Source organism: Paenibacillus sp. FSL R7-0652, assembly GCF_038595045.1.
In the GTDB taxonomy this organism is placed as follows: Bacteria; Bacillota; Bacilli; order Paenibacillales; family Paenibacillaceae; genus Paenibacillus.
In genome coordinates this window covers 5,937,770-5,957,808 of sequence record NZ_CP152001.1, presented here as the reverse complement: position 1 = coordinate 5,957,808, position 20,039 = coordinate 5,937,770, and the positions used below count along the sequence as shown (strand labels likewise).

The 20,039-nt window shown below is 44.3% G+C and carries 18 protein-coding genes; all 18 read left to right on the top strand.

The features are described 5' to 3' along the window. Positions 1 to 163: 163 nt before the first annotated feature. Entirely contained in the window at positions 164 to 1,108 is a 945-nt protein-coding gene (locus tag MKY97_RS26070) for a ComF family protein (protein ID WP_342553048.1), read from the top strand. A 239-nt stretch (positions 1,109 to 1,347) separates the two neighbouring features. Then, positions 1,348 to 1,752, top strand: a complete 405-nt coding sequence (locus MKY97_RS26065) for a TIGR03826 family flagellar region protein (RefSeq protein ID WP_342553047.1) — start codon at positions 1,348 to 1,350, stop codon at positions 1,750 to 1,752. Between the two features lie 173 nt (positions 1,753 to 1,925). Then, positions 1,926 to 2,210 carry a flagellar biosynthesis anti-sigma factor FlgM gene (gene flgM / locus MKY97_RS26060; RefSeq protein ID WP_342553046.1) on the top strand — a complete coding sequence of 95 codons (285 nt, stop codon included), beginning with the start codon at positions 1,926 to 1,928 and terminating at the stop codon, positions 2,208 to 2,210. A gap of 11 nt (positions 2,211 to 2,221) precedes the next feature. Beyond that, the gene (locus MKY97_RS26055) at positions 2,222 to 2,725 is read left to right on the top strand and encodes a flagellar protein FlgN (RefSeq protein WP_342553045.1); all 504 of its coding nucleotides are present in this window, start codon (positions 2,222 to 2,224) and stop codon (positions 2,723 to 2,725) included. Positions 2,726 to 2,744: 19 nt separating this feature from the next. Further along, positions 2,745 to 4,298 carry a flagellar hook-associated protein FlgK gene (gene flgK / locus MKY97_RS26050; protein ID WP_342553044.1) on the top strand — a complete coding sequence of 518 codons (1,554 nt, stop codon included), beginning with the start codon at positions 2,745 to 2,747 and terminating at the stop codon, positions 4,296 to 4,298. A gap of 24 nt (positions 4,299 to 4,322) precedes the next feature. Continuing rightward, positions 4,323 to 5,243: a flagellar hook-associated protein FlgL gene (flgL, locus tag MKY97_RS26045; RefSeq protein ID WP_342553043.1), complete on the top strand. Its 921-nt coding sequence runs from the start codon at positions 4,323 to 4,325 to the stop codon at positions 5,241 to 5,243. A gap of 15 nt (positions 5,244 to 5,258) precedes the next feature. Further along, positions 5,259 to 5,828: a DUF6470 family protein gene (locus tag MKY97_RS26040; RefSeq protein WP_342553042.1), complete on the top strand. Its 570-nt coding sequence runs from the start codon at positions 5,259 to 5,261 to the stop codon at positions 5,826 to 5,828. A gap of 51 nt (positions 5,829 to 5,879) precedes the next feature. After that, positions 5,880 to 6,362, top strand: a complete 483-nt coding sequence (fliW, locus tag MKY97_RS26035) for a flagellar assembly protein FliW (RefSeq protein WP_342553041.1) — start codon at positions 5,880 to 5,882, stop codon at positions 6,360 to 6,362. Position 6,363: 1 nt separating this feature from the next. Beyond that, positions 6,364 to 6,609 (top strand): carbon storage regulator CsrA, encoded by a 246-nt coding sequence (csrA, locus tag MKY97_RS26030; RefSeq protein WP_342553040.1) that lies wholly within the window; start codon positions 6,364 to 6,366, stop codon positions 6,607 to 6,609. Between the two features lie 144 nt (positions 6,610 to 6,753). Next, entirely contained in the window at positions 6,754 to 8,484 is a 1,731-nt protein-coding gene (locus MKY97_RS26025) for a flagellin (RefSeq protein WP_342553039.1), read from the top strand. A 135-nt stretch (positions 8,485 to 8,619) separates the two neighbouring features. Further along, positions 8,620 to 9,006 carry a flagellar protein FlaG gene (locus tag MKY97_RS26020; protein WP_342553038.1) on the top strand — a complete coding sequence of 129 codons (387 nt, stop codon included), beginning with the start codon at positions 8,620 to 8,622 and terminating at the stop codon, positions 9,004 to 9,006. An 18-nt stretch (positions 9,007 to 9,024) separates the two neighbouring features. Further along, complete coding sequence (gene fliD / locus MKY97_RS26015) at positions 9,025 to 10,926, top strand: flagellar filament capping protein FliD (RefSeq protein WP_342553037.1); 1,902 nt, start codon at positions 9,025 to 9,027, stop codon at positions 10,924 to 10,926. A 25-nt stretch (positions 10,927 to 10,951) separates the two neighbouring features. Beyond that, the gene (gene fliS, locus MKY97_RS26010) at positions 10,952 to 11,362 is read left to right on the top strand and encodes a flagellar export chaperone FliS (protein ID WP_342553036.1); all 411 of its coding nucleotides are present in this window, start codon (positions 10,952 to 10,954) and stop codon (positions 11,360 to 11,362) included. Continuing rightward, the gene (locus MKY97_RS26005) at positions 11,355 to 11,696 is read left to right on the top strand and encodes a flagellar protein FliT (protein WP_342553035.1); all 342 of its coding nucleotides are present in this window, start codon (positions 11,355 to 11,357) and stop codon (positions 11,694 to 11,696) included. The genes fliS and MKY97_RS26005 overlap by 8 nt, the downstream gene beginning before the upstream one ends. Before the next feature lie 415 nt (positions 11,697 to 12,111). Beyond that, complete coding sequence (locus tag MKY97_RS26000; RefSeq protein WP_024631599.1) at positions 12,112 to 12,309, top strand: cold shock domain-containing protein; 198 nt, start codon at positions 12,112 to 12,114, stop codon at positions 12,307 to 12,309. 409 nt (positions 12,310 to 12,718) lie between these two features. Further along, positions 12,719 to 15,340, top strand: a complete 2,622-nt coding sequence (locus MKY97_RS25995) for an S-layer homology domain-containing protein (RefSeq protein ID WP_342553034.1) — start codon at positions 12,719 to 12,721, stop codon at positions 15,338 to 15,340. A 358-nt stretch (positions 15,341 to 15,698) separates the two neighbouring features. Continuing rightward, positions 15,699 to 16,262 (top strand): ribosome-associated translation inhibitor RaiA, encoded by a 564-nt coding sequence (gene raiA, locus MKY97_RS25990; protein ID WP_145414115.1) that lies wholly within the window; start codon positions 15,699 to 15,701, stop codon positions 16,260 to 16,262. Between the two features lie 919 nt (positions 16,263 to 17,181). Continuing rightward, entirely contained in the window at positions 17,182 to 19,686 is a 2,505-nt protein-coding gene (gene secA / locus MKY97_RS25985) for a preprotein translocase subunit SecA (protein WP_342553033.1), read from the top strand. Positions 19,687 to 20,039: the final 353 nt, after the last annotated feature.

Below are 20,039 nucleotides of genomic sequence, written 5' to 3'. Positions count from 1 at the left end.
CTGATCGTACTCGCTATAAAAGAAAAGAACTTTTTTGTACGAACGATCGATCATTCCCGCCTGTATCCGTTGCCAGTCAGAACGATTACAGTTCCTCACTTAGCAGTTACTACATAACCTCAGCTGTGCAATGTCTGCAGCATTAAGAAAGGAGAAACGCATCATGCTTAATTACATCTCCCAGGTTTTTGAACGTGTCCAGCATCTGACCGGACATCTTCACCAACTGCTTGGCCCGCCCGGATCATCCTGTCTGACTTGCGGGACCCGTGCAGTCTTGTCCTCACGTTATCCGGGGATATGTCCGCGCTGTGTGAAGCAGATTCCATGGATTGGTGTGATCCGATGTCAGCGCTGTGGGCGCGGCGTGGGATGCCCGGACTGTGTACGCCCGCATATGCAGCACCGCTCCTTCATCTGCAATCGAAGCGCCGTACAGTACAACGATCTAATGAAGGAATGGATTAGTATGTACAAATTCCGAGGCCATGAGCGCTATGCCCCGCTGCTGACGGCACTGCTGATTCAGAGCTTTCAGGCAATGAGTGAAGAACTGACGAGGCTGTATGAAAAAGAAACCCGTAAGCCGCCATGGCGTCCGGATGCGGTCACGTATATTCCCGTGAGCGGCGAGCGCTTGGCCGAGCGCGGCTTTAATCAGGCGGAGCAGCTGGCAGCCGGGCTTGCCGCCGCCGCTCGTCTGCCCGTCGTTGATCTGCTGCAGCGTCAGATCAACACCGCCAAGCAGAGCTTCAAATCTCGCGCTGAGCGCTTCGAAACGATGAAGCACGCATTTTCCATCAAGCTCGGAGGAATACGTCGTATTGAAGAACTGTGGAACAATCAAGGCCGCCAGAATACTCATACTCAGAAACATTTAAACGAACAGGAGAACAATCTGAAGTTTCTTGCGAAGAATGGCAGGGTCCCCGATCTTGATTCATCAAACCACCCGATTAACCGCAGCAAACCTGTACAATTACTCTTAATCGATGACATATACACGACAGGCAGTACATTGGATGCGTGCGGACACGTTATTCTACAGGCAGCGGGCTGCGCAGGTATTCCAGTAGAAATTTACACCTTAACGTTAGCTCGTTCCTAATCTGCTGCTGCTTTTATTAATCCAACAGCGTGGAGGAGGAAAATATTTTCGCAAAAATATAGTTTAAGACAAGATAACCTTGTCCAATTGTAGGGTTTGGATTTTGAAATCGATTGCGTATATACGCAATCTGCTGCATTTGATATTCGCAAATAATATATGGACTTCATATGAGAATATAAGGTAATCTATAGGTATTAGATGCTCGGAAAAGGGAGTTTGAGAGGGGAGTTTTAGCGATGAATCTAGGGAATTGTCCTCGCTGCGGCAGACTGTATGCATTGAATTTTCGTGATGTATGCTCGAACTGTATCAAGGAGATGGAGCAGGAATACCAGATCTGTGTAGAATATCTGCGCGAGAATAAGGGCGCTAACATACAGCAGTTGTCCGATGCGACAGAAGTCTCAATCAAGACGATCACCAAGTTTATTCGGGAGGGACGTATTTCCATCGAAAACGCCCCGAATATGATGTATCCTTGTGAAGTGTGCGGAATGCTGATTCGGGAAGGTCATATGTGCGATTCCTGCCGTACCCGGTTAACCAAAGACTTGGCCAGCGCTGCTCGTGAAGTAGGTCAGAAGGAGAACAACCAATTAGGCGGACGAACCTACAATGCTGTCGACAAACTACGGGATTAATAGGAACGTGGTCTTAAATACGAATAATGCTATAACAAATGTTTTGGAACGTACCGATAAACTTATTAAAGATTATCGGTTTTTTTTATTATCCTACTCATTTTTAACCACATAAAGATAAAGAAAGAAAAACGTAAATCATCCCATTATATCTGAAAGGAAGTGCATATCGAATGAAAATCAATGAACCGAGTCGAATTGGAGCCATCAATTCATATCAGAGGAATGTTGAATCCAATCAGCAGGCTGAAACCAAGAAAAGCCGCCGCAAGGATGAGGTATCCATTTCTCCGGAGGCGATGAAGATGCTTGAAGAACAAGGACGTACGCAGGATGCAGGACGGCTGCAGCGGATTCAGGAACTGAAAGATCAAGTCAGTTCGGGAACGTACCAGGTAGACAGCGGTAAGCTTGCCGACAAGCTGCTGCCGTATTTTAAGTCTTTTGATAAGGAATAGGTGATGATGTAATGGCAGCACTGGACAGATTAATTGCAGTTTTACAGCAGATGGAGCAAAGTCACCGTGATATGCTGGCACTCAGTCAGGTCAAACGAGAGGTTATCGTCCAAAATGATGTGGACCAGCTTATTGCTATCATGAATAAGGAATCCAAGTTTATGAAACAGCAGGAGCCGCTGGAGACGGAGCGAATGCATGCTGTTCACGAACTGCTTCAGGAGCGCGGCATCAAATCGATGCTGAACCTGAATATTACCGAGATTTCCAAGCTGATCTTTGACCCGGCTGATAAGCAGCGATTGTTTGAGATCCAGAAGAAGCTGGGGGGAACTTTACAGGAATTGAAAGATATCAATCAACTTAATCAAAAGCTGATCGAGCAATCGTTAATGTTTATTGATCTATCGATGGACATGTTTGCTTCGAGGCCGGAACAGGATGCAACTTATCAGCATCCTGCTGATAAGCACGGCAATCCAGGGCGAATCGGTCTGTTTGACACGCGTGCCTGATTAAATAGGGGGAAACCAGGTGACATCTACATTTCATTCAATCGAAACGGCTAAACGCAGTTTGTTCGCACAGACGACCGCTCTTAGCACAACAGGTCATAACGTAGCCAATGCCAACACGGAAGGGTACTCACGCCAGCGAGTAAACATGCAGGCATCCATTCCGATGGAGCCGTTTGCATTTCTGCACAGCACAACACCAGGCCAGCTCGGAACAGGGGTGGAGTTCGACTCCATTACCCGGATTCGCGAGAAGTTTCTGGACGATCAGTATCGTAATGAAAATACCAACTTCGGGAGTTGGTCCATTCAGCGAGATACACTCGAAAAGCTGGAAGCTATCGTTAACGAGCCATCGGAGACCGGTTTTCGGACGGTGATGGATAACTTCTATAAATCCTGGTCCGATCTGAGCAAAAACCCGGAGGACGTAACTGCACGCCGGATTGTTAAAGAAACGACACTCGCACTTACGGACGCAATGAACCAGATTAGCCGTCAATTGGATGCATTGGGGCATGATTTGGACAGCAACATTGCGGTGAAAAGCAATGAAATTCAGGGATATTTGGGTAACATTGCAAACCTGAACAGTGCAATCGTGAAGGTTGAATCCCTTGGCGATAACGCCAACGATCTGCGTGACCAACGTGACTTGATGGCAGACAAGCTGTCCAAAATTATGAATATTACCGTTACGGATACACCACAGGGTTATCAGGTTCAGATGAATGGACAAGGACTTGTGGCTGGTGGAGCCGTACAAGCTGTGGTCGATCCAGCATTTTTGAATGCTGCTTATACAGCGGGAACGCTCACTAACGGTGAGGTTCACGGTATGATCAAGTCCCGAGATACATTGGTGAGCGATTATCGCAAACAAATGGACGAGTTAGCTAATACATTGGCTAATGGGGATATTGAGATCACTATACCTGCAGGTTCTGTACTGCCTGAGAATACCTTCCTGGATGGTGTTCAATACAACGGAGATGCACGGAAACTGACTACTGATTTGAAAGTTACTGTAAAAGGTCTGAACGGATTACATCAGCTCGGATACAGTATGGATGGAACCAACACGGGAGGTTTGCCGTTCTTTACGGCAGCTGGTGGTGGAACCGCAATTACAGCAGGCAACATTTCCTTGAATGCGGCCATATTGGCTGATCCGAACAAGATTGCAACTTCGCTTCGTACGACAGATGCATCTGGAACGGAAACGGTAATCAAAGGGAATAACACCTTGGCTCTTTTGCTCGCAAACTTGAAAGATACCCCAATGAAATCAGCGGATGGATTGCGTAATGCAACGATCGGGGCACAATTCAGTGCCATCGTAGGGCAGCTGGGTGTTCAATCTCAGGAAGCAGCACGTCAGACATCCAACACCGAATTTTTGGTACAGCAGGTAGATACCCGTCGGCAATCGGTCAGCGGTGTATCACTGGACGAAGAGATGGGCAATATGATCAAATTCCAGCATGCTTACAGTGCATCTGCACGTTTTATGACCACTTATGATCAACTGCTCGATAAATTAATTAACTCTACCGGTATGGTAGGCAGATAATCGAAGGGAGTGACATGACAGATCATGAGAATTACGAATAACATGCTTAGTTCTCAGCTGCTGCTGAACTTGAACCGTAATGCACAGCAGATGAACAATACGCAGACACAACTGGCAACAGGACGTAAAATCAACAAACCCTCAGACGATCCGGTAGGCATCACGTACTCCCTCCGTTATCGGGCTGAGTTGTCCTCCAATGAGCAGTATCAGAAGAACGTAGACAGCGCAATTTCGTGGCTGGAGTTCAATGATACTGTAATGAATCAAGCAGGGAGCGTTGTTCAGCGAATACGTGAATTGACTGTACAGGGTTCGACTGGTACTAATCCTCAATCTGCACTCGATAGTATCAATGAAGAGGTTAAGGAACTTAAAGAGCAGCTCGTTGATATTGCCAACAGCAAGTTGAATGGAAAGTATATCTTTAATGGCGAGACATACGATCTTCAGCCATATGTATTTCCTTCTAATCCTGATGGGTCTTTAGACACTTCCGGTGCGGCTTCTATCAAAACGGACAGTGGTAGAATTAATTTTATTGTCGGTGATAGTGTGCAGCTTCCTATTAACGTTAATGGGAATGAGGTTTTTGGTAATGAATCGGAAGAAGATAACCTGTTTGTGACCGTGAACAATATTATGAAGGCTTTAACTCAAGGAGATACAGAAGAGTTAAGCAAGCAGCTTGATAATATAGATACCCGAATGAATAAAATGCTGGCGATCCGTTCCGAGATTGGAGCCAAAACGAACCGGGTAGATTTGATGATGGGTCGTCTGGATGATCTTAATATCAACTTAACTGACCTTCAAGCCAAAGTTGAAGATGCTGATTATGCCGAACTGGCAATGAAATCGAAAATACAGGAAAATATCTATAATGCTTCTCTTTCCACAGGGGCCAAAATTATTTCTCCTTCCTTAGTGGACTTCTTAAGATAATAGGAGGAGCTTAATATGAGGATTCCCCCTGTCGTACAGATTCAGACAACACCTTCGCTGCTCAGCATAGATGCAGACCCGGGACAGTATTCCATTCGTCAACCTAAGGCTGAAGTGCAGCTTCAGACGAAACCTTCGAAGTTGACTGTGCAGAGTCATCCAATTGAGCTGCATGTAGACCAACGTCAAGCCTTCTCTGCATATAATGGAGGTAATATGATCGATATGAATGCGCGGATATATTCAGGCATTCAACAAAATTTAATGCAGAATATAGCGGCGCGTGTGGAGCAGGGAAATCAGTTGGCAGCTATCCATAAGCCTGGAAACACGATTGCTGACATTGTGGGAACAAATTGGAAAGCTCAGGCGTTTCCGGAGATAAGAACCTCTGCTTCTTATGATAACGTAGACATTCGTATAAACACACGACCTCCGGATATCAGCTTTGATCCAGCCGTTTCGGAGGTGAATGTCATCGTACATAAGCCGGAGATTGATTACCAGAGAGGTAAGTTAGACATTCATGTTCAGCAGTATGCATCGATTCAATATACTCCGCCAGCCATCGATATGGTGTTATAAGTTATAATATGAGCTATAGACGGTCTCGGACGCAGCCCTCTATGGCTCTTTTTGTATAAAATCACTGCCAAGGAGGCGTTTATTATTTATATTCAGACAAGTATGTGGGGAGAAGTAGAGGTACAGGAGAAGGATATTTATCAATTTCCCAAAGGATTACCGGGTTTCGAGGATGAAACACGGTTTGCCTTGATTCCCTGGGAAGATACACCATTCAGTTATTTACAATCCATTCGTGAGAAAGAGCTATCGTTCTTATTGGTAAGTCCGTTTACGTTTGCTCCTGAATATAGTTTTGAGTTAGGTGAAGTGGATAAGGAGGAACTGCAGATTGAAGAGCAAGTTTCTGTATTCTCTCTGGTTACCATCCATTCACAGGCTAATAAATCAACAATGAATCTCCTTGCACCCATTGTACTGAATCCAGATCTAGGTTTGGGTAAACAAGTTGTGCTCCATCATTCGCAATATGACACACGCCATCTCATCTGGGCGGAAGAAGAAAAAACGGAAACCGTGAAGGGTGGAGTATAACATGCTGGTTTTATCGCGGAAAAAGGGCGAATCTATCGTTATTCAAGATCATATCGAAGTTACAGTACTTGCGGTCGAGGGAGATACCGTAAGAATTGGTATAGCCGCACCCAAGCACATTGATATATTTCGCCAGGAAATCTATGCATCCATTCAAGAGGCCAACCGAGAGTCGGCTGCACCTTTGGCTGCTAACATTGAAGCGTTTATGGAACGATTAAGAAATAATGGAGTAAAAAAAGAATAAAAAATATTCCAATTTGCTATAAAGAGTTGCTAACCTCCCGTCGATATATAATTTAGACGCTGCTTCGGCAGGGCGGCCGACCTTAATGTCGCGGCGTTTACCACAAGGATGTGGAACTAACTTATTTCAGGGAGGAAACACTCAATGATTATCAACCATAACGTACCGGCGTTGAACACTCACCGCCAATTGTCCATCAACACTGGTAACACTAATAAAAACATCGAAAAATTGTCTTCCGGTCTTCGCATCAACCGTGCTGGTGACGATGCTGCTGGTCTCGCAATTTCCGAAAAAATGCGCGGTCAAATCCGTGGTTTGGACCAAGCTTCCCGTAACGCTCAAGACGGTATCTCTTTGATTCAAACAGCTGAGGGTGCTTTGAACGAAACTCACTCCATCCTGCAGCGTCAACGCGAGATTGCTAACCAATCCGCTAACGGAACAAACACTGATTCTGATCGTCAAGCATTGCAAGATGAAATGAACGCTCTGACTTCCGAAATCAACCGGATCGGTAACACAACTGAGTTCAATACTCAAAAGTTGCTGCAAGGTGATGGAAAAGCAAACTTGGATAAAACTGGTGTTGTCGCAGACGCTAAACTTGCTAATGGAGCAGCTGCATCTACAGTTGAAGCGAAAAGAACTGATGCGGTTACTACTGTATTCGCTGATACTAATACTCTTGCATATACTATTAATGGTCAGACTTTGAAAGTTACGTTTGCTGCAGATACAACTGTCACTACAACTGATGCTAAGTTACAAGATGCAACTGTCACTGCAACTGATGCTACGGTTGGTATCAATGGTGTACAAGCTGCTGGCAAGCAAGCAACAGCAACAGCAACTGCCCTTCAGGCAATGATTGATAACAATGAAGTCTTAAAAGGCAATTATACAGTTAAATCATCTGGTGCAAATGTTGTTATTGAGGCTGTTAAAGATGGTAAATTTGAAGGCGCAGCTGGTAGCATTTCAGCAGGAACAGCTACGGGTGGTGGTGGTGCTGTAACCAACACTGCTGGTAGCACCAATGCTGGAACTTCAACTGCATCAGTAGCAGCGTCAAGCACAGTAACTTTTGCAGCAGGTACTGATGATGCAGCTCTTAAAGCTATGGTTGGTAAAGGCTTCACTGTTGGAGACCAACAAATTGAGTTCTACAATGCAAGTGAAGGAGCTTACAAAGGTAAAGGTATCGGTGTAGCTATCGATACTGCTCTTGCAGCAGATGCAGGTGACAAAGGTGAAGCAATTGCCAAAGCGATCGCTGATACTGTAGGAAGTAAAATTGAAGGTGTTAAATTCACCGCTGCTGCGGGAGTTCTTACGATTACAGCTTCTAAAGGTGGAGAAGAAGGCAACAACATCGAGATTAAAGACGGTGGTGTTCAAAAAGCTTTCGAAACTTCCTTCCAAATCGGTGCTAACACAGGTCAATCCATGAGTTTGTCTATTAATGACATGCGTTCCAAAGCTCTGGGGATCACTGGTAAAGCTGGCGATGCTGGCTTCACGAAAGATAACACTGTAACTGATGGAACAAACGATGTTAAAGGTGAAGCTGCCCTGAACATCTCCACTAAAGAAGGCGCAGCTGCTGCAATCGCAGTACTGGATAAAGCAACTGCTCTCGTATCCAGCGAACGTTCTAAACTGGGTGCTACTCAAAACCGTCTGGAACACACAATCAACAACTTGGGAACTGCATCTGAGAACCTGACAGCTGCTGAATCCCGTATCCGTGACGTTGACATGGCGAAAGAAATGATGCAGCAAACAAAAAACAACATCTTGGCTCAAGCAGCTCAAGCTATGTTGGCACAAGCAAACCAACAGCCGCAAGGCGTTCTGCAATTGCTTCGTTAATTTTAACAAGATCAACATTAAACCTTGGATCATTGATCCAAGGTTTTTTTATTGATTTTACATATTCCCTAAAACTAGAGCTCTGTCTAACCGATATATACTATAAATGCCAAACATGGTGGAGGTCGTTCAAGGGTGAACATTCAATTTTCTTTATCTGCCGCCTCATCCGTAACGAATGCTGGGATTGAGGCACAGAACCCGGCAAGCGCTTCTCAAGCGGGACCAGAAACAGCTAGCATTAAGACAGCCAAGGAAGCGTATAACAAGGAAAAACAAGGTATACATCTGTCCATAGGGGAAGAGCAGTTGATTCGCAATATTGATCGGGCTGTTAAGGCTTTACAAGGTCCGCAGACGACTTTGGATATCAGCATCCATGAGAAAACACATGAAATTATGGTCAAAGTTCTAAATAAGGATACAGGAGAATTAATCCGGGAAGTTCCTCCTGAGAAAACGTTAGATTTGGTAGCCAAGATGATGGAAATTGCAGGGATTATTATTGACGAGAAAATATAGGATTGTGGGGGTGGAATAATGGTAACACGAGTGAATGGATTCTCAGGTATGGACATTGAAAGTATGGTTAAGAGTATGATGGCAACCAAGCGGGCGCCTTTGGATAAAATTAATCAAGAGAAGCAGCTGCTGCAGTGGCAGCGGGAAAGTTACCGGGAGCTGAGCAGTAAGCTCTATGATTTTAGATCAAACAAATTGATCACTAAATATGGAAACTCTACAGCATTGAATGCTAATAAAGCCATTGTTTCGGGAAATACAGATGCGGTAAAAGCAGAGGCAACCGCAGCGGCTAGTGGAGTAGAGATGAAGGTAAGTGTCACTCAACTGGCCAAAAGTGCAACGGCATCCACATCTGGACTTGGGCAGGGAGTAAGCGGTTCTACATCGTTAGCGGCTTTGGAAGGTGTAGACATTAACAGAATGAGCGCTGTTGATCTGGAAAAATATTTGCAAAAAGGTTTTGATATTAAAATAAATGGGGTTAGTTTTACCGATAAAGACGGCAAATCATTATTTAATGGAATGACATCGATCTCTACGCTCGTATCTACTATTAACTCTAATGCTCAGGCCAATGCGATTGCCAGTTATGACGAAATTACAGGTAAGCTGTCCATTGCATCCAAAACAGGTGGGGACGATAGCAAAATAACAGTGGAGACGCCAAGTGGAGGCAACTCCATCCTAGCTCTTTTTTCTAAAAAGACAGTTATTGAAACTAACGGTGTGGGATCAGGGGTTACAGATGATAAAACCTTAGCTGATTTATATAAGCTCAATGGGGGCAAGGACCCAGAGCCTGGAGACCCTGCGAAGACATACAGCTTTGTTTTAAATGGAAAAACATTTAATTTCAGTGAAACCGATAAAATATCAGATGTTGTGAACAGTATCAATGCTGATACGAATATGACTGGCACTCCTGATGCTAATGCAAAAGCTAGTTTCGTTGACGGTAAACTTACAATCACTGCAGTTCCAGGCAAAGAGCTTAAGATGAGCGGAGGCTCCTATGGATTTTTGAGTTTGTTTAAAGGAGCTAAGCCATATACGGATGTGGATGGTCAACTTACCACTACCCAAGGGCAGGATGCAAAGGTTAATGTGAATGGTGAAGACTTGCAAAATATGAAGAGCAACACATTTACCCTTAATGGAGTGCAGTTTACTCTTCAAGGGCTTACTAAGGGAGCAGATAATGTAGATAATCCTGCTGTCATTAAGAATCAAACCGATCCTGATAAAGCCTTGGAATCTATCAAATCTTTTATTGAAGATTACAACACATTAATTAAAGCTCTAAATTCCAAGGTAGATGAAACTAAGTACCGGGACTTTAAACCACTGACTGACGAGCAGAAGAAAGAACTTAAAGAAACAGAAATAAATACCTGGACTGAAAAAGCAAAGAGCGGCTTGCTTAAAAATGATGATATTATTAAATCGGTTCTATCTGAAATGCGTCAAGTGATTACAGACAAGCTTGGTCCTTTAAGTACACTTGGAATTACTACTGGGAACTATGCCGAAAATGGTAAGTTAGTTATTGAGAATGAGATCAAATTAAAAAATATGATCAGTGAAAATCCTCAACTTGCATTGGATCTGTTCCAAGGTCCTGCTAACGCTCCAAAAGAAGGGTTGTTTAATAAGCTAGCTGATAAAGTAGGAAATGCAATCGAAAAAATTTATCAGCGTGCAGGTACGAATAGATATACAACTGATGTTACCAGCGCATTTCGTGATGAGAACATCATGGGTCGTAAGATGAAAGAGTATAATAACCGAATTCTGATGATGCAGACGAACCTGCAAAGGACAGAAGATCGGTATTATAGACAGTTTGCTGCAATGGAAGCAGCGATGAATAAAATGCAGTCACAGTCGTCCAGTCTTTTTTCCAGTATGGGAAGATAAGAAACTTATATAAAGGGTGAGACATTTGATTACATCTCCATATGATAAATACCGTCAATCGTCAGTTCAGACTTCTAATCCGGCGCAATTAGTTATTATGTTGTATGACGGTGCCATTCGTTTTGTGAAGACGGCTATCGAAGGTTTAGCTCAAAATGATAATGAAAAAACAAGTCTGAATTTGGGTAAAGCTCAGACGATTATTAGTGAGCTGATGAGTACGTTGGATCGTTCGTATGACATATCTAAAAACCTGAATTCATTGTATGAATATACAAACTATTTGCTTGTGGAAGCGAACATTCGTAAAGATGCATCCAAGGCTCAGGAGGCAGTCGGTTATCTGACAGAACTTCGTGAAACGTGGTTGGAGGCATCTAAAATTGCTGCGGGACAGCAGACATCCTCTGTTTCGGCCGAAAGCGCCCATGGATAAACAAACGTATTTACATCAACTGCATGAATTGACAAGTACGATGATGAGTGAATTATATGAGATGAATTATGAGCAGCTTGAAGCTTTCGTTGAAGAGCGTCAGTTGATTGTTAACGGGCTTGTGGAGCTTTTTGCCGAACAACCTCCTAGTGCGGAAGAGAAGAATAAAATCGAAGAACTCTTAGGTCACGATTATGAGATCATAGCTCGTATGAATGTCCTTCGTCTCGAAGCTCAGGACTGGCTGCATAAGCGCGGGCAGGCAAAAACGCAGCGTAATGCGTATGAGACGAATTATGCTCCTGACAGTTTTTTAATGGACAAAAAGAAATAACAACCATTCAGCCCTTCTATGTACGCCTTGACTAGTTATCTTGGTGGTATAGAAGGGTATTTTATATAATAAACATTATCTAATTGTAATGCCTAATCATCTTCTATTAATGAGACTTTAAATTCACCGGATAACACTAGATTCAAAATGTTACCATCATGCTGCTGAAGATTTGTTGATGTCACTGAACGGATATACTTTAATTGGATGTTTCTTCAAAAAAATTTATTTATAAATTTCATTCTACAAAAACCCTGCATATTCCTCAAATTCCTCAATTAATCTACAAAAAATACCAATAAAACATTTTCTTTACCAATTGACAATGGATAAGTTTAGGTGATATCATCTGAATTGTGGGCTAGGGTCTTGGCCAGGGCTTCACTTCATTTGATGACGAAGGGAATGTTAGTGCATGCAAGGTAAAGTAAAATGGTTCAACGCAGAAAAAGGTTACGGTTTCATTGAGACTGAAGACGGCGGCGACGTATTCGTACACTTCTCCGCAATTCAATCCGAAGGCTTCAAAACTTTGGAAGAAGGTCAATCCGTAGAATTCGACATCGTCGAAGGCGCACGTGGACCTCAAGCCGCTAACGTAATCAAATTATAATCATCCGGACAATCCGACCTACATATATGGTTAGATGGTTACCAAATTGAATTATCGCTAGCATCAGACTCCGGTCATCCGGGGTCTTTTTTTGTTGTCTTTAGTTTATAAATTAAAGTCAACCGTTACCTTTTTTGTGGGATTATAGGTTAAATAATACGAGTTTTAAGCTATCTAATTGGATTGAAAGTGTAAAAATCGAGTTGTACTGGAGAAGATTCCAATCTTCTTCCTAAACTATCATTGAAGAGCAAATAAATAGTAGAATATTCCTCTCATTATATGGTATATTATTACTACCTTGCTAGATAATTAGACCCATACATCTTAGATGTTAGATTGAGTTCAATCTTCTAACAGAGCATTGCCGATTATCTGAGAGTAATACATAAGACTTTAGGAGGACAACATGAGTAAAAAGAAAAAACTTCGTGGGGCAGTTGTTAGCGCATTGAGCTTAAGTATGGCATTATCTTCAATGGGTGCTGTATCTGCACAGTCTGTAAATGATGTTAAAGGACACTGGGCGGAGCAGCAGATGGATAGCTGGATTGCAAACGGGAATCTGAAAGGTTATCAGGATGGTTCCGTTAAACCAAATAGCGCGATTACACGTGCCGAGTTCATCGTATTGGTGAATCGGTTATTTGAATTTTCTGAAACAGCATCTGCTGATTTCAAAGACTTGTCTGCTTCCAACTGGGCTTATAATGACGTAGCTAAAGCGCTCGGAGCTGGCTATGTTAAAGGTTATTCGGATAATACGTTTAAACCTACTTCCAATGTAAGTCGTCAGGAAGCAGCGAGCATGGTATCCAGCATTCTTGGTCTGGACACAAGTAACTCTGAAATAGTTAATCAATTCAAAGATGCAGGTAAAATTCCTGCTTGGAGTAAGGGAAGTATTGCAGCAGTAATTAGTAAGGGGATCATGAAGGGATATCCGGATGGCACGTTCCAAGCTCAAAAGCAGCTGACTCGTGCTGAAGCTGTTGTCCTGATTGATTCTGCCCTGAACAATCGCACGACTCTCAAAGAAACGGTAAGCATCGATACACCAGGAACTTATGGAAGCACACAAGAAACCAAAGTTGTGAACGGTGATGTAATTATCAATGTCGCTGGCGTGACTCTTCAAAACTATGAAATTAAAGGTAACTTAATGCTCGCATCAGGAATTGGCAGCGGCGATGTTACCATTAAAAATGTAAAAGTCCATGGTACTACAAATGTCGAGGGTGGCGGAGAAAACTCTATTCATTTCGTAGATTCCGTACTCGTTAACGTTCTGGTTAATAAAAAAGATGGTACCGTTCGTCTGGTCGCTGAAGGTACGACAACAGCACAAAAAGTGGTTGTTCAATCTTCTGCCAAATTGGAAGAAAATGAACTGCAAGGCGAAGGATTTACTGATGTTGAATTGGCAAAAGAACTGCCAGCAAATGCAAAAGTGCAGTTGAACGGTAAATTCGATGATCTTGATGTATTCAGTGCGTCCGTGACTGTGCAGCTGCAGCGTGGATCGATTCAAGACGTTAAAGTGGATGCTGCCGCAGCCAATAACACGATTCAAATTAACGCTGGAGCACAGGTAGTAAATGTTGTATTGAATGCAATTTCAAAAATTTTGGGTGCCACTAATATTACAACAGTTACGCTGAACCCGGGTTCACAAAACTCTGTATTTGACGTAAGACCGAGCAACGTTGATGGAGAGCAAAAAGCTAATTATATCGTCAACACTCCATCAACTACGGCGACTGCTCCAAGCGGAGGATCTTCTTCAGGTGGATCATCTAGCGGAAGCTCAGGTGGTGGCTCAACAGGTGGAGGAGATAACCAACCGACCGTGAAATATACACTAACCTTTAACTTGAACGGCGCTGAAGGTACAGCTCCAAGTGCAGTAACTGTAGAAGCGGGCAAAGCCCCAGCACTGCCGGCTAACCCAGAACGTGCTGGATATGCGTTTGCCGGCTGGAACACCAAAGCAGATGGAAGTGGAACAGCAGTAAGTACTACAACTGCGATTGGGCAAAATACAACGGTATATGCACAGTGGTACCTGGCTGCACCAGTGGATGGCAAAAAGACATTAAGCGTTGCTAATGTGACAGCAGCTGGAGCGAAGTTCTTGGCTAAAGGCTTGGTAGATGGCAATGGAGTTGAAACCCCGAGCACCTTGGAACAAGTCAAAACGTATATCAACGAAAAGTATAAAGTGTCCTTCAACGAAACTGCGATTCAAGTGGTAGACGGGAAAATCTCCATTTCTGGAAGTGTCCTGAACTCAACAGACTGGGCTAAGGTGAAAAAGAACGGGGACAAAACAATCCCGTACCGCATTACCCTGCTGGAAGATGGAACAAAGGTCATCGCGGCTAAAATCGCCATGTACCAGGATGGAAAAGCAGTGATTGAATCGTATCAAGCCGAAGAAGCAGTAGAGTATACAGTGGGTTTTGACCTGAATGGTGCTGAAGGAACAGCTCCAGAAGCGGTAAAGGTTGAAGAGGGCAAAACGTTAACACTGCCGGCTAACCCAGAGCGTGCTGGATATGCGTTTGCAGGCTGGAACACCAAAGCAGATGGAAGTGGAGCGGCGGTAGACAATACGACTGTAATTGCTCAAGATGCAACCGTATATGCTCAGTGGCACCTGGCTGCACCGGCTGACGGCTTAACGACATTAGACGTTGCACGTGTAACTGCGGCTGAAGCAAAGTTCTTGGCTAAAGGCTTGTTGGATAATGAAGTAGAGGTTCCAAGTACTCTGGCAGAAGTCAAAACATATATCGATAACAAGTATGATGTGTCCTTCAACACAGATGCGATTCAAGTGGTAGACGGGAAGGTCTCCATTTCCGGAAGTGTCCTGAACTCCACAGACTGGGCTAAGGTGAAAAAGAACGGGGACAAAACAATCCCGTACCGCATTACCCTGCTGGAAGATGGAACGAAGGTCATCGCGGCTAAAATCGCCATGTACCAGGATGGAAAAGCAGTGATTGAATCGTATCAAGCAGAATAAAACAAAGTTAATGCCATAAGTTGTTAAAACTTTGTAGTAGCAAGTTATTACCAGGCACTTTTAAATTATTCTAGCAATAGCCCTTGGAGATAATATCCATAGGGCTATTGTTATGCGAAAGTAGTCTGCAAGATTAAACCACCCCCAAAACGGTTAAATACATCATCAAGTGCCGGATATGTGATTCGGTGAAATCTGATATTTTGCTCGAAAATAGCGAAATATCACGAAATATGGCGTTAAATCTACATTGGCTGATGTGGCTGGAGGAGATGTCATTATTCGGTCACCGGGAGTTTTTACATGGCGCTTACATTCGTGTTATAATGAAGTGGCAAAGATAAAGGAGGAGTGCCCTATGAATTTAAGTATTCGAGGTCAACAAATCGAGGTTACCGAAGCTTTGAAAGATTATGTCGACAAAAAGTTGAGTAGACTCGAGAAGTATTTCGATGCACCCCTTACCTCTGACGGTGCCGTTACCCTGAGCACGACAAGAGGCTTGCATACAGTCGAGGTGACGATTCCTTTGAAAGGCTTTGTACTCCGTGCTGAAGATGAGAGCGATGATATGTACGCATCCATTGACGCCGTTGTGGACAAGCTGGAACGTCAAATTCGCAAACATAAAACGAAAATTAACCGTAAGTTCCGTCAGGAAGGCAGCCTGAAGACACTCTTCGTGGAAGATCCATCAGGCACTGTAGCTACAGCCGAACTGGACACGGATACGGATGATGATGATCTGGAAGTTGTACGGACGAAACGCTTTATGTTGAAACCAATGGACGTGGAAGAGGCGATCCTCCAGATGAACATGGTTGGTCACAATTTCTTCGTATTCTCCAACATTGAGAATGAGGAAGTCAGCGTGGTTTACAAAAGGAACGATGGCAAGTATGGCTTGATTGAACAAGGTTAAGTATACTTACGGCATCGCTTCAATTGAATAGAACACCCAATTATTGAATATAAGCAGGAGCCTACGCTTCCTGAAATGAACCTAACGAGAGCTTCCATCCTTTTAAGGGATGGGGCTCTTTTGTGCGTAGCGGCTGTGAGGCGTTAGATCGCAGGAGCTCACCACCCACGGCGAGTGTTGATGGGCAGGGCATTCGGCGTTCGATAGGCTGCTGGAAATAAAATGATGAAACTATTCGCGGTACTGCTGCGTCTAATAGATTAGAAGCTTGGTAGAAATATCAATAGGAAGTTTGGTAGAGATATTAATAAGAAGTTGGGTAGAGATATCAGGTGTAAATATTAATAAGTCCTTACCAGATATTGAGGGTCGTAGAAAATGATATCTGTAGATATCTATATTTCATCGATTTCGATAGAGAATCAAATTTGAAATCACCTTCCATATTTCCCATAAATAACAGCTTGCACCTTGGCATATCTAGGGAAATAAAACAATCATACAGCTGCTTCGGCTAACGACTATGATTTTTTGCACTTCAACTCGGTTTATATGGGGGTCAAAGTTCAAAGAAGTCTGCTGCGGCGTGTTGCGGCGACCCTTACAAACTGTTACAATTTATGCAAAGAGAATCATTGTCCTGATGGAGAATTGTCAACGAATGATCGCAATCATAATCAATGACAGGCACAGCACCATGAACATGATTCAACAGCCCGAACTCTGGCAAGGACATAACCAAACCAGACTCGGGTGAACACCGGATCAGCTTCATGAGTAACCGTGGCAAGCCTGGAGTTGATTCATCTCATATGTTTTAGTTTGTCACCCCCGGGGGCAAGTGGATGAACAATCCATCCGATGGTGCCGCATGGCGGCAGCAGGGGGTCTATTCTGTTTTGCACGAAAGGGGTATACCATGTTAGGACTTGTCAAAAAGATCTTCGGAGACATGAACGAGCGTGATGTGAAACGTCTGATGAAGACGGTCGATGTGATCAATAAACTGGAACCGGAATTTCAGGCTTTGTCTGATGAGCAGTTGAAAGGCAAAACGGAGGAATTCCGTGCTCGAATCGAGAAGGGAGAAACGACGGATCAACTTCTTCCTGAAGCATTTGCAACCGTACGTGAAGCATCTCGCCGTGTACTGGGCAAACGTCACTATGACGTACAGATGCTGGGTGGTATTGCGCTGCACGAGGGCCGTATTTCCGAGATGAAAACGGGTGAAGGTAAAACGCTGGTAGGAACACTGCCGGTATATTTGAATGCATTGATGTCCAAAGGTGTACACGTAGTCACAGTCAATGACTATTTGGCGCAGCGGGATAGCCAAGAGATGGGACAAATCTATGAATTCCTGGGCATGACAGTTGGGGTGAACCTCAGCGGCATGGACCATGCACTCAAGCAGCATGCTTATGCATGTGATATTACGTACGGTACGAATAACGAATTCGGGTTCGACTACCTGCGTGACAACATGGTGCTGTACAAAGAACAGATGGTACAGCGTCCACTGTTCTTCTGTATCATTGACGAAGTGGACTCCATTCTCGTCGATGAGGCGCGTACACCACTGATCATTTCCGGACAAGCTCAGAAATCGACCGATCTGTATTACGCAGCCGATCGTTTTGTGAAACGTCTCGTGCCGGAAGAAGATTTTACAGTGGATATCAAAGTGAAATCCGTAGCGCTGACTGAGGGCGGCGTAGCGAAAGCGGAGAAAGCTTTCGGCATCGAGAACTTGTATGACCATGCAAACGTAACGCTGAATCACCACATTGTACAGGCTCTGAAAGCGAACGTAATTATGCGCCGTGACGTAGATTACGTTGTTACGGACGAAGAAGTGATGATCGTGGATGAATTCACAGGTCGTCTGATGTCTGGACGCCGCTACAGTGATGGATTGCACCAAGCCATTGAAGCTAAAGAGGGCATCGAGGTTCAGAACGAGAGCATGACTCTCGCAACGATCACATTCCAGAACTACTTCCGGATGTACCGCAAACTTGCGGGCATGACGGGTACGGCGAAAACAGAGGAAGAAGAGTTCAAGAAAATCTACGGCCTTGAGGTGCTGCAGATTCCAACGAACCGTCCGAACAGACGGAATGATATGCCTGATGTGGTCTACAAGAGCATTGATGGCAAGTTTAAGGCCGTTGTGGAAGAAATCGTGGAGCGTCACGGCAAAAATCAACCGATTCTGGTGGGTACCGTATCCATCGAGAACTCAGAGCGCCTGTCAGACATGCTGAAACGCCGCGGTATCAGACACCAGGTCCTGAACGCGAAGTTCCATGCGGAAGAAGCCGAAATCATCTCCGGTGCAGGTCAAGCGGGTGCAGTAACGATTGCAACGAACATGGCCGGTCGGGGTACAGATATTATTTTGGGTGATGGCGTAGCTGAAGTTGGCGGCCTTCACATCATCGGTACAGAGCGTCACGAATCACGCCGGATCGATAACCAGCTGCGTGGTCGTGCGGGACGTCAGGGTGACCCGGGTTCAACACAGTTCTACCTGTCCCTTGGCGACGAACTGATGAGACGTTTCGGTGCAGACAACGTGCTGAACATGATGGAGCGTCTTGGTTTTGAAGAAGACCAGCCGATTGAGAGCCGTATGATCACTCGTGCGGTAGAATCAGCGCAGAAACGGGTTGAAGGTAATAACTTTGACGTACGTAAAGTGGTCCTCCAGTACGATGACGTTATGAACCAGCAGCGTGAAATTATCTATAAACAGCGCCGCGAGGTACTGGAATCCGAAAATATTAAACAAATCGTTATGGATATGATTAAACCATCCATCGAACGGATCGTTGAAGCACACTGCAGTGACGACATTCCAGAGAACTGGGAGCTGCAGGAAGTTGCGGATTACATGAACAGCAAGCTTCTGGACGACGGCTCGGTTACCAAAGATGAGCTGTGGGGCAAAGAAGCCGAGGAGATCATCGAGCATCTGTTCGAGAAAGTACAGAACAAGTACAATGCTCGTGAAGAACGTATCGGTGAAGAGATGGTTCGTGAGTTCGAGAAGGTTGTTGTCCTGCGTGCAGTAGACAGCAAGTGGATGGATCACATTGATGCGATGGATCAACTGCGTCAAGGTATCCACCTTCGTGCATACGGCGGTACAGATCCGCTTCGTGAGTACCAGTTCGAAGGTTTCGAGATGTTCCATCAGATGATCGCTTCCATCCAGGAGGAAGTTGCGACCTATGTGATGAAGGCACAGATCGAAAGCAACCAGGAGCGTCAAGCGGTTGTGGATGAGAGTCAGATCTCGACCAGCGGCGAACCTACAGAGAAACGTCCGGTGAAAGTGTCTGACCAAATCGGTCGTAATGATCCTTGTCCATGCGGAAGCGGCAAAAAGTTCAAACACTGCCACGGTCAAGAGTAGTTCTCGTCTCATTTCTTATATTGACGTACCTCAAATAACAACATTTATATAAGTATAATTATTTACACGTTAACGGAGAGGACAGAAAAAACCTGAAAAAGCGAAGCGGTCGCCTTTATCACCGGATTTTTCCCTTTGAATAAGAAAATATAAAAATCTGGGGATAACAGCGATTGGAAGGTTATTCTGTCATCGGAGTGGGATTGTGTAAAATCTACAGTTCAACTTATCTAGATGTATATGGTTTGACTTCTGCGGCTCCTTGCAGCCGGGTGTTCAATAAGATAAAGTGAAGGATGCATATCCCATGACTGGTGCATATGAATAATCATATGACGCTGCATGATGGCTGA

Bases quoted from the DNA above. Each gene is read 5' to 3' on its own strand.
- MKY97_RS26070 (WP_342553048.1), top strand. From the start codon at position 164: ATGCTTAATTACATCTCCCAGGTTTTTGAACGTGTCCAGCATCTGACC.
- MKY97_RS26065 (WP_342553047.1), top strand. From the start codon at position 1,348: ATGAATCTAGGGAATTGTCCTCGCTGCGGCAGACTGTATGCATTGAAT.
- flgM (WP_342553046.1), top strand. From the start codon at position 1,926: ATGAAAATCAATGAACCGAGTCGAATTGGAGCCATCAATTCATATCAG.
- MKY97_RS26055 (WP_342553045.1), top strand. From the start codon at position 2,222: ATGGCAGCACTGGACAGATTAATTGCAGTTTTACAGCAGATGGAGCAA.
- flgL (WP_342553043.1), top strand. From the start codon at position 4,323: ATGAGAATTACGAATAACATGCTTAGTTCTCAGCTGCTGCTGAACTTG.
- MKY97_RS26040 (WP_342553042.1), top strand. From the start codon at position 5,259: ATGAGGATTCCCCCTGTCGTACAGATTCAGACAACACCTTCGCTGCTC.
- csrA (WP_342553040.1), top strand. From the start codon at position 6,364: ATGCTGGTTTTATCGCGGAAAAAGGGCGAATCTATCGTTATTCAAGAT.
- MKY97_RS26025 (WP_342553039.1), top strand. From the start codon at position 6,754: ATGATTATCAACCATAACGTACCGGCGTTGAACACTCACCGCCAATTG.
- fliD (WP_342553037.1), top strand. From the start codon at position 9,025: ATGGTAACACGAGTGAATGGATTCTCAGGTATGGACATTGAAAGTATG.
- MKY97_RS26005 (WP_342553035.1), top strand. From the start codon at position 11,355: ATGGATAAACAAACGTATTTACATCAACTGCATGAATTGACAAGTACG.
- MKY97_RS26000 (WP_024631599.1), top strand. From the start codon at position 12,112: ATGCAAGGTAAAGTAAAATGGTTCAACGCAGAAAAAGGTTACGGTTTC.
- MKY97_RS25995 (WP_342553034.1), top strand. From the start codon at position 12,719: ATGAGTAAAAAGAAAAAACTTCGTGGGGCAGTTGTTAGCGCATTGAGC.
- raiA (WP_145414115.1), top strand. From the start codon at position 15,699: ATGAATTTAAGTATTCGAGGTCAACAAATCGAGGTTACCGAAGCTTTG.
- secA (WP_342553033.1), top strand. From the start codon at position 17,182: ATGTTAGGACTTGTCAAAAAGATCTTCGGAGACATGAACGAGCGTGAT.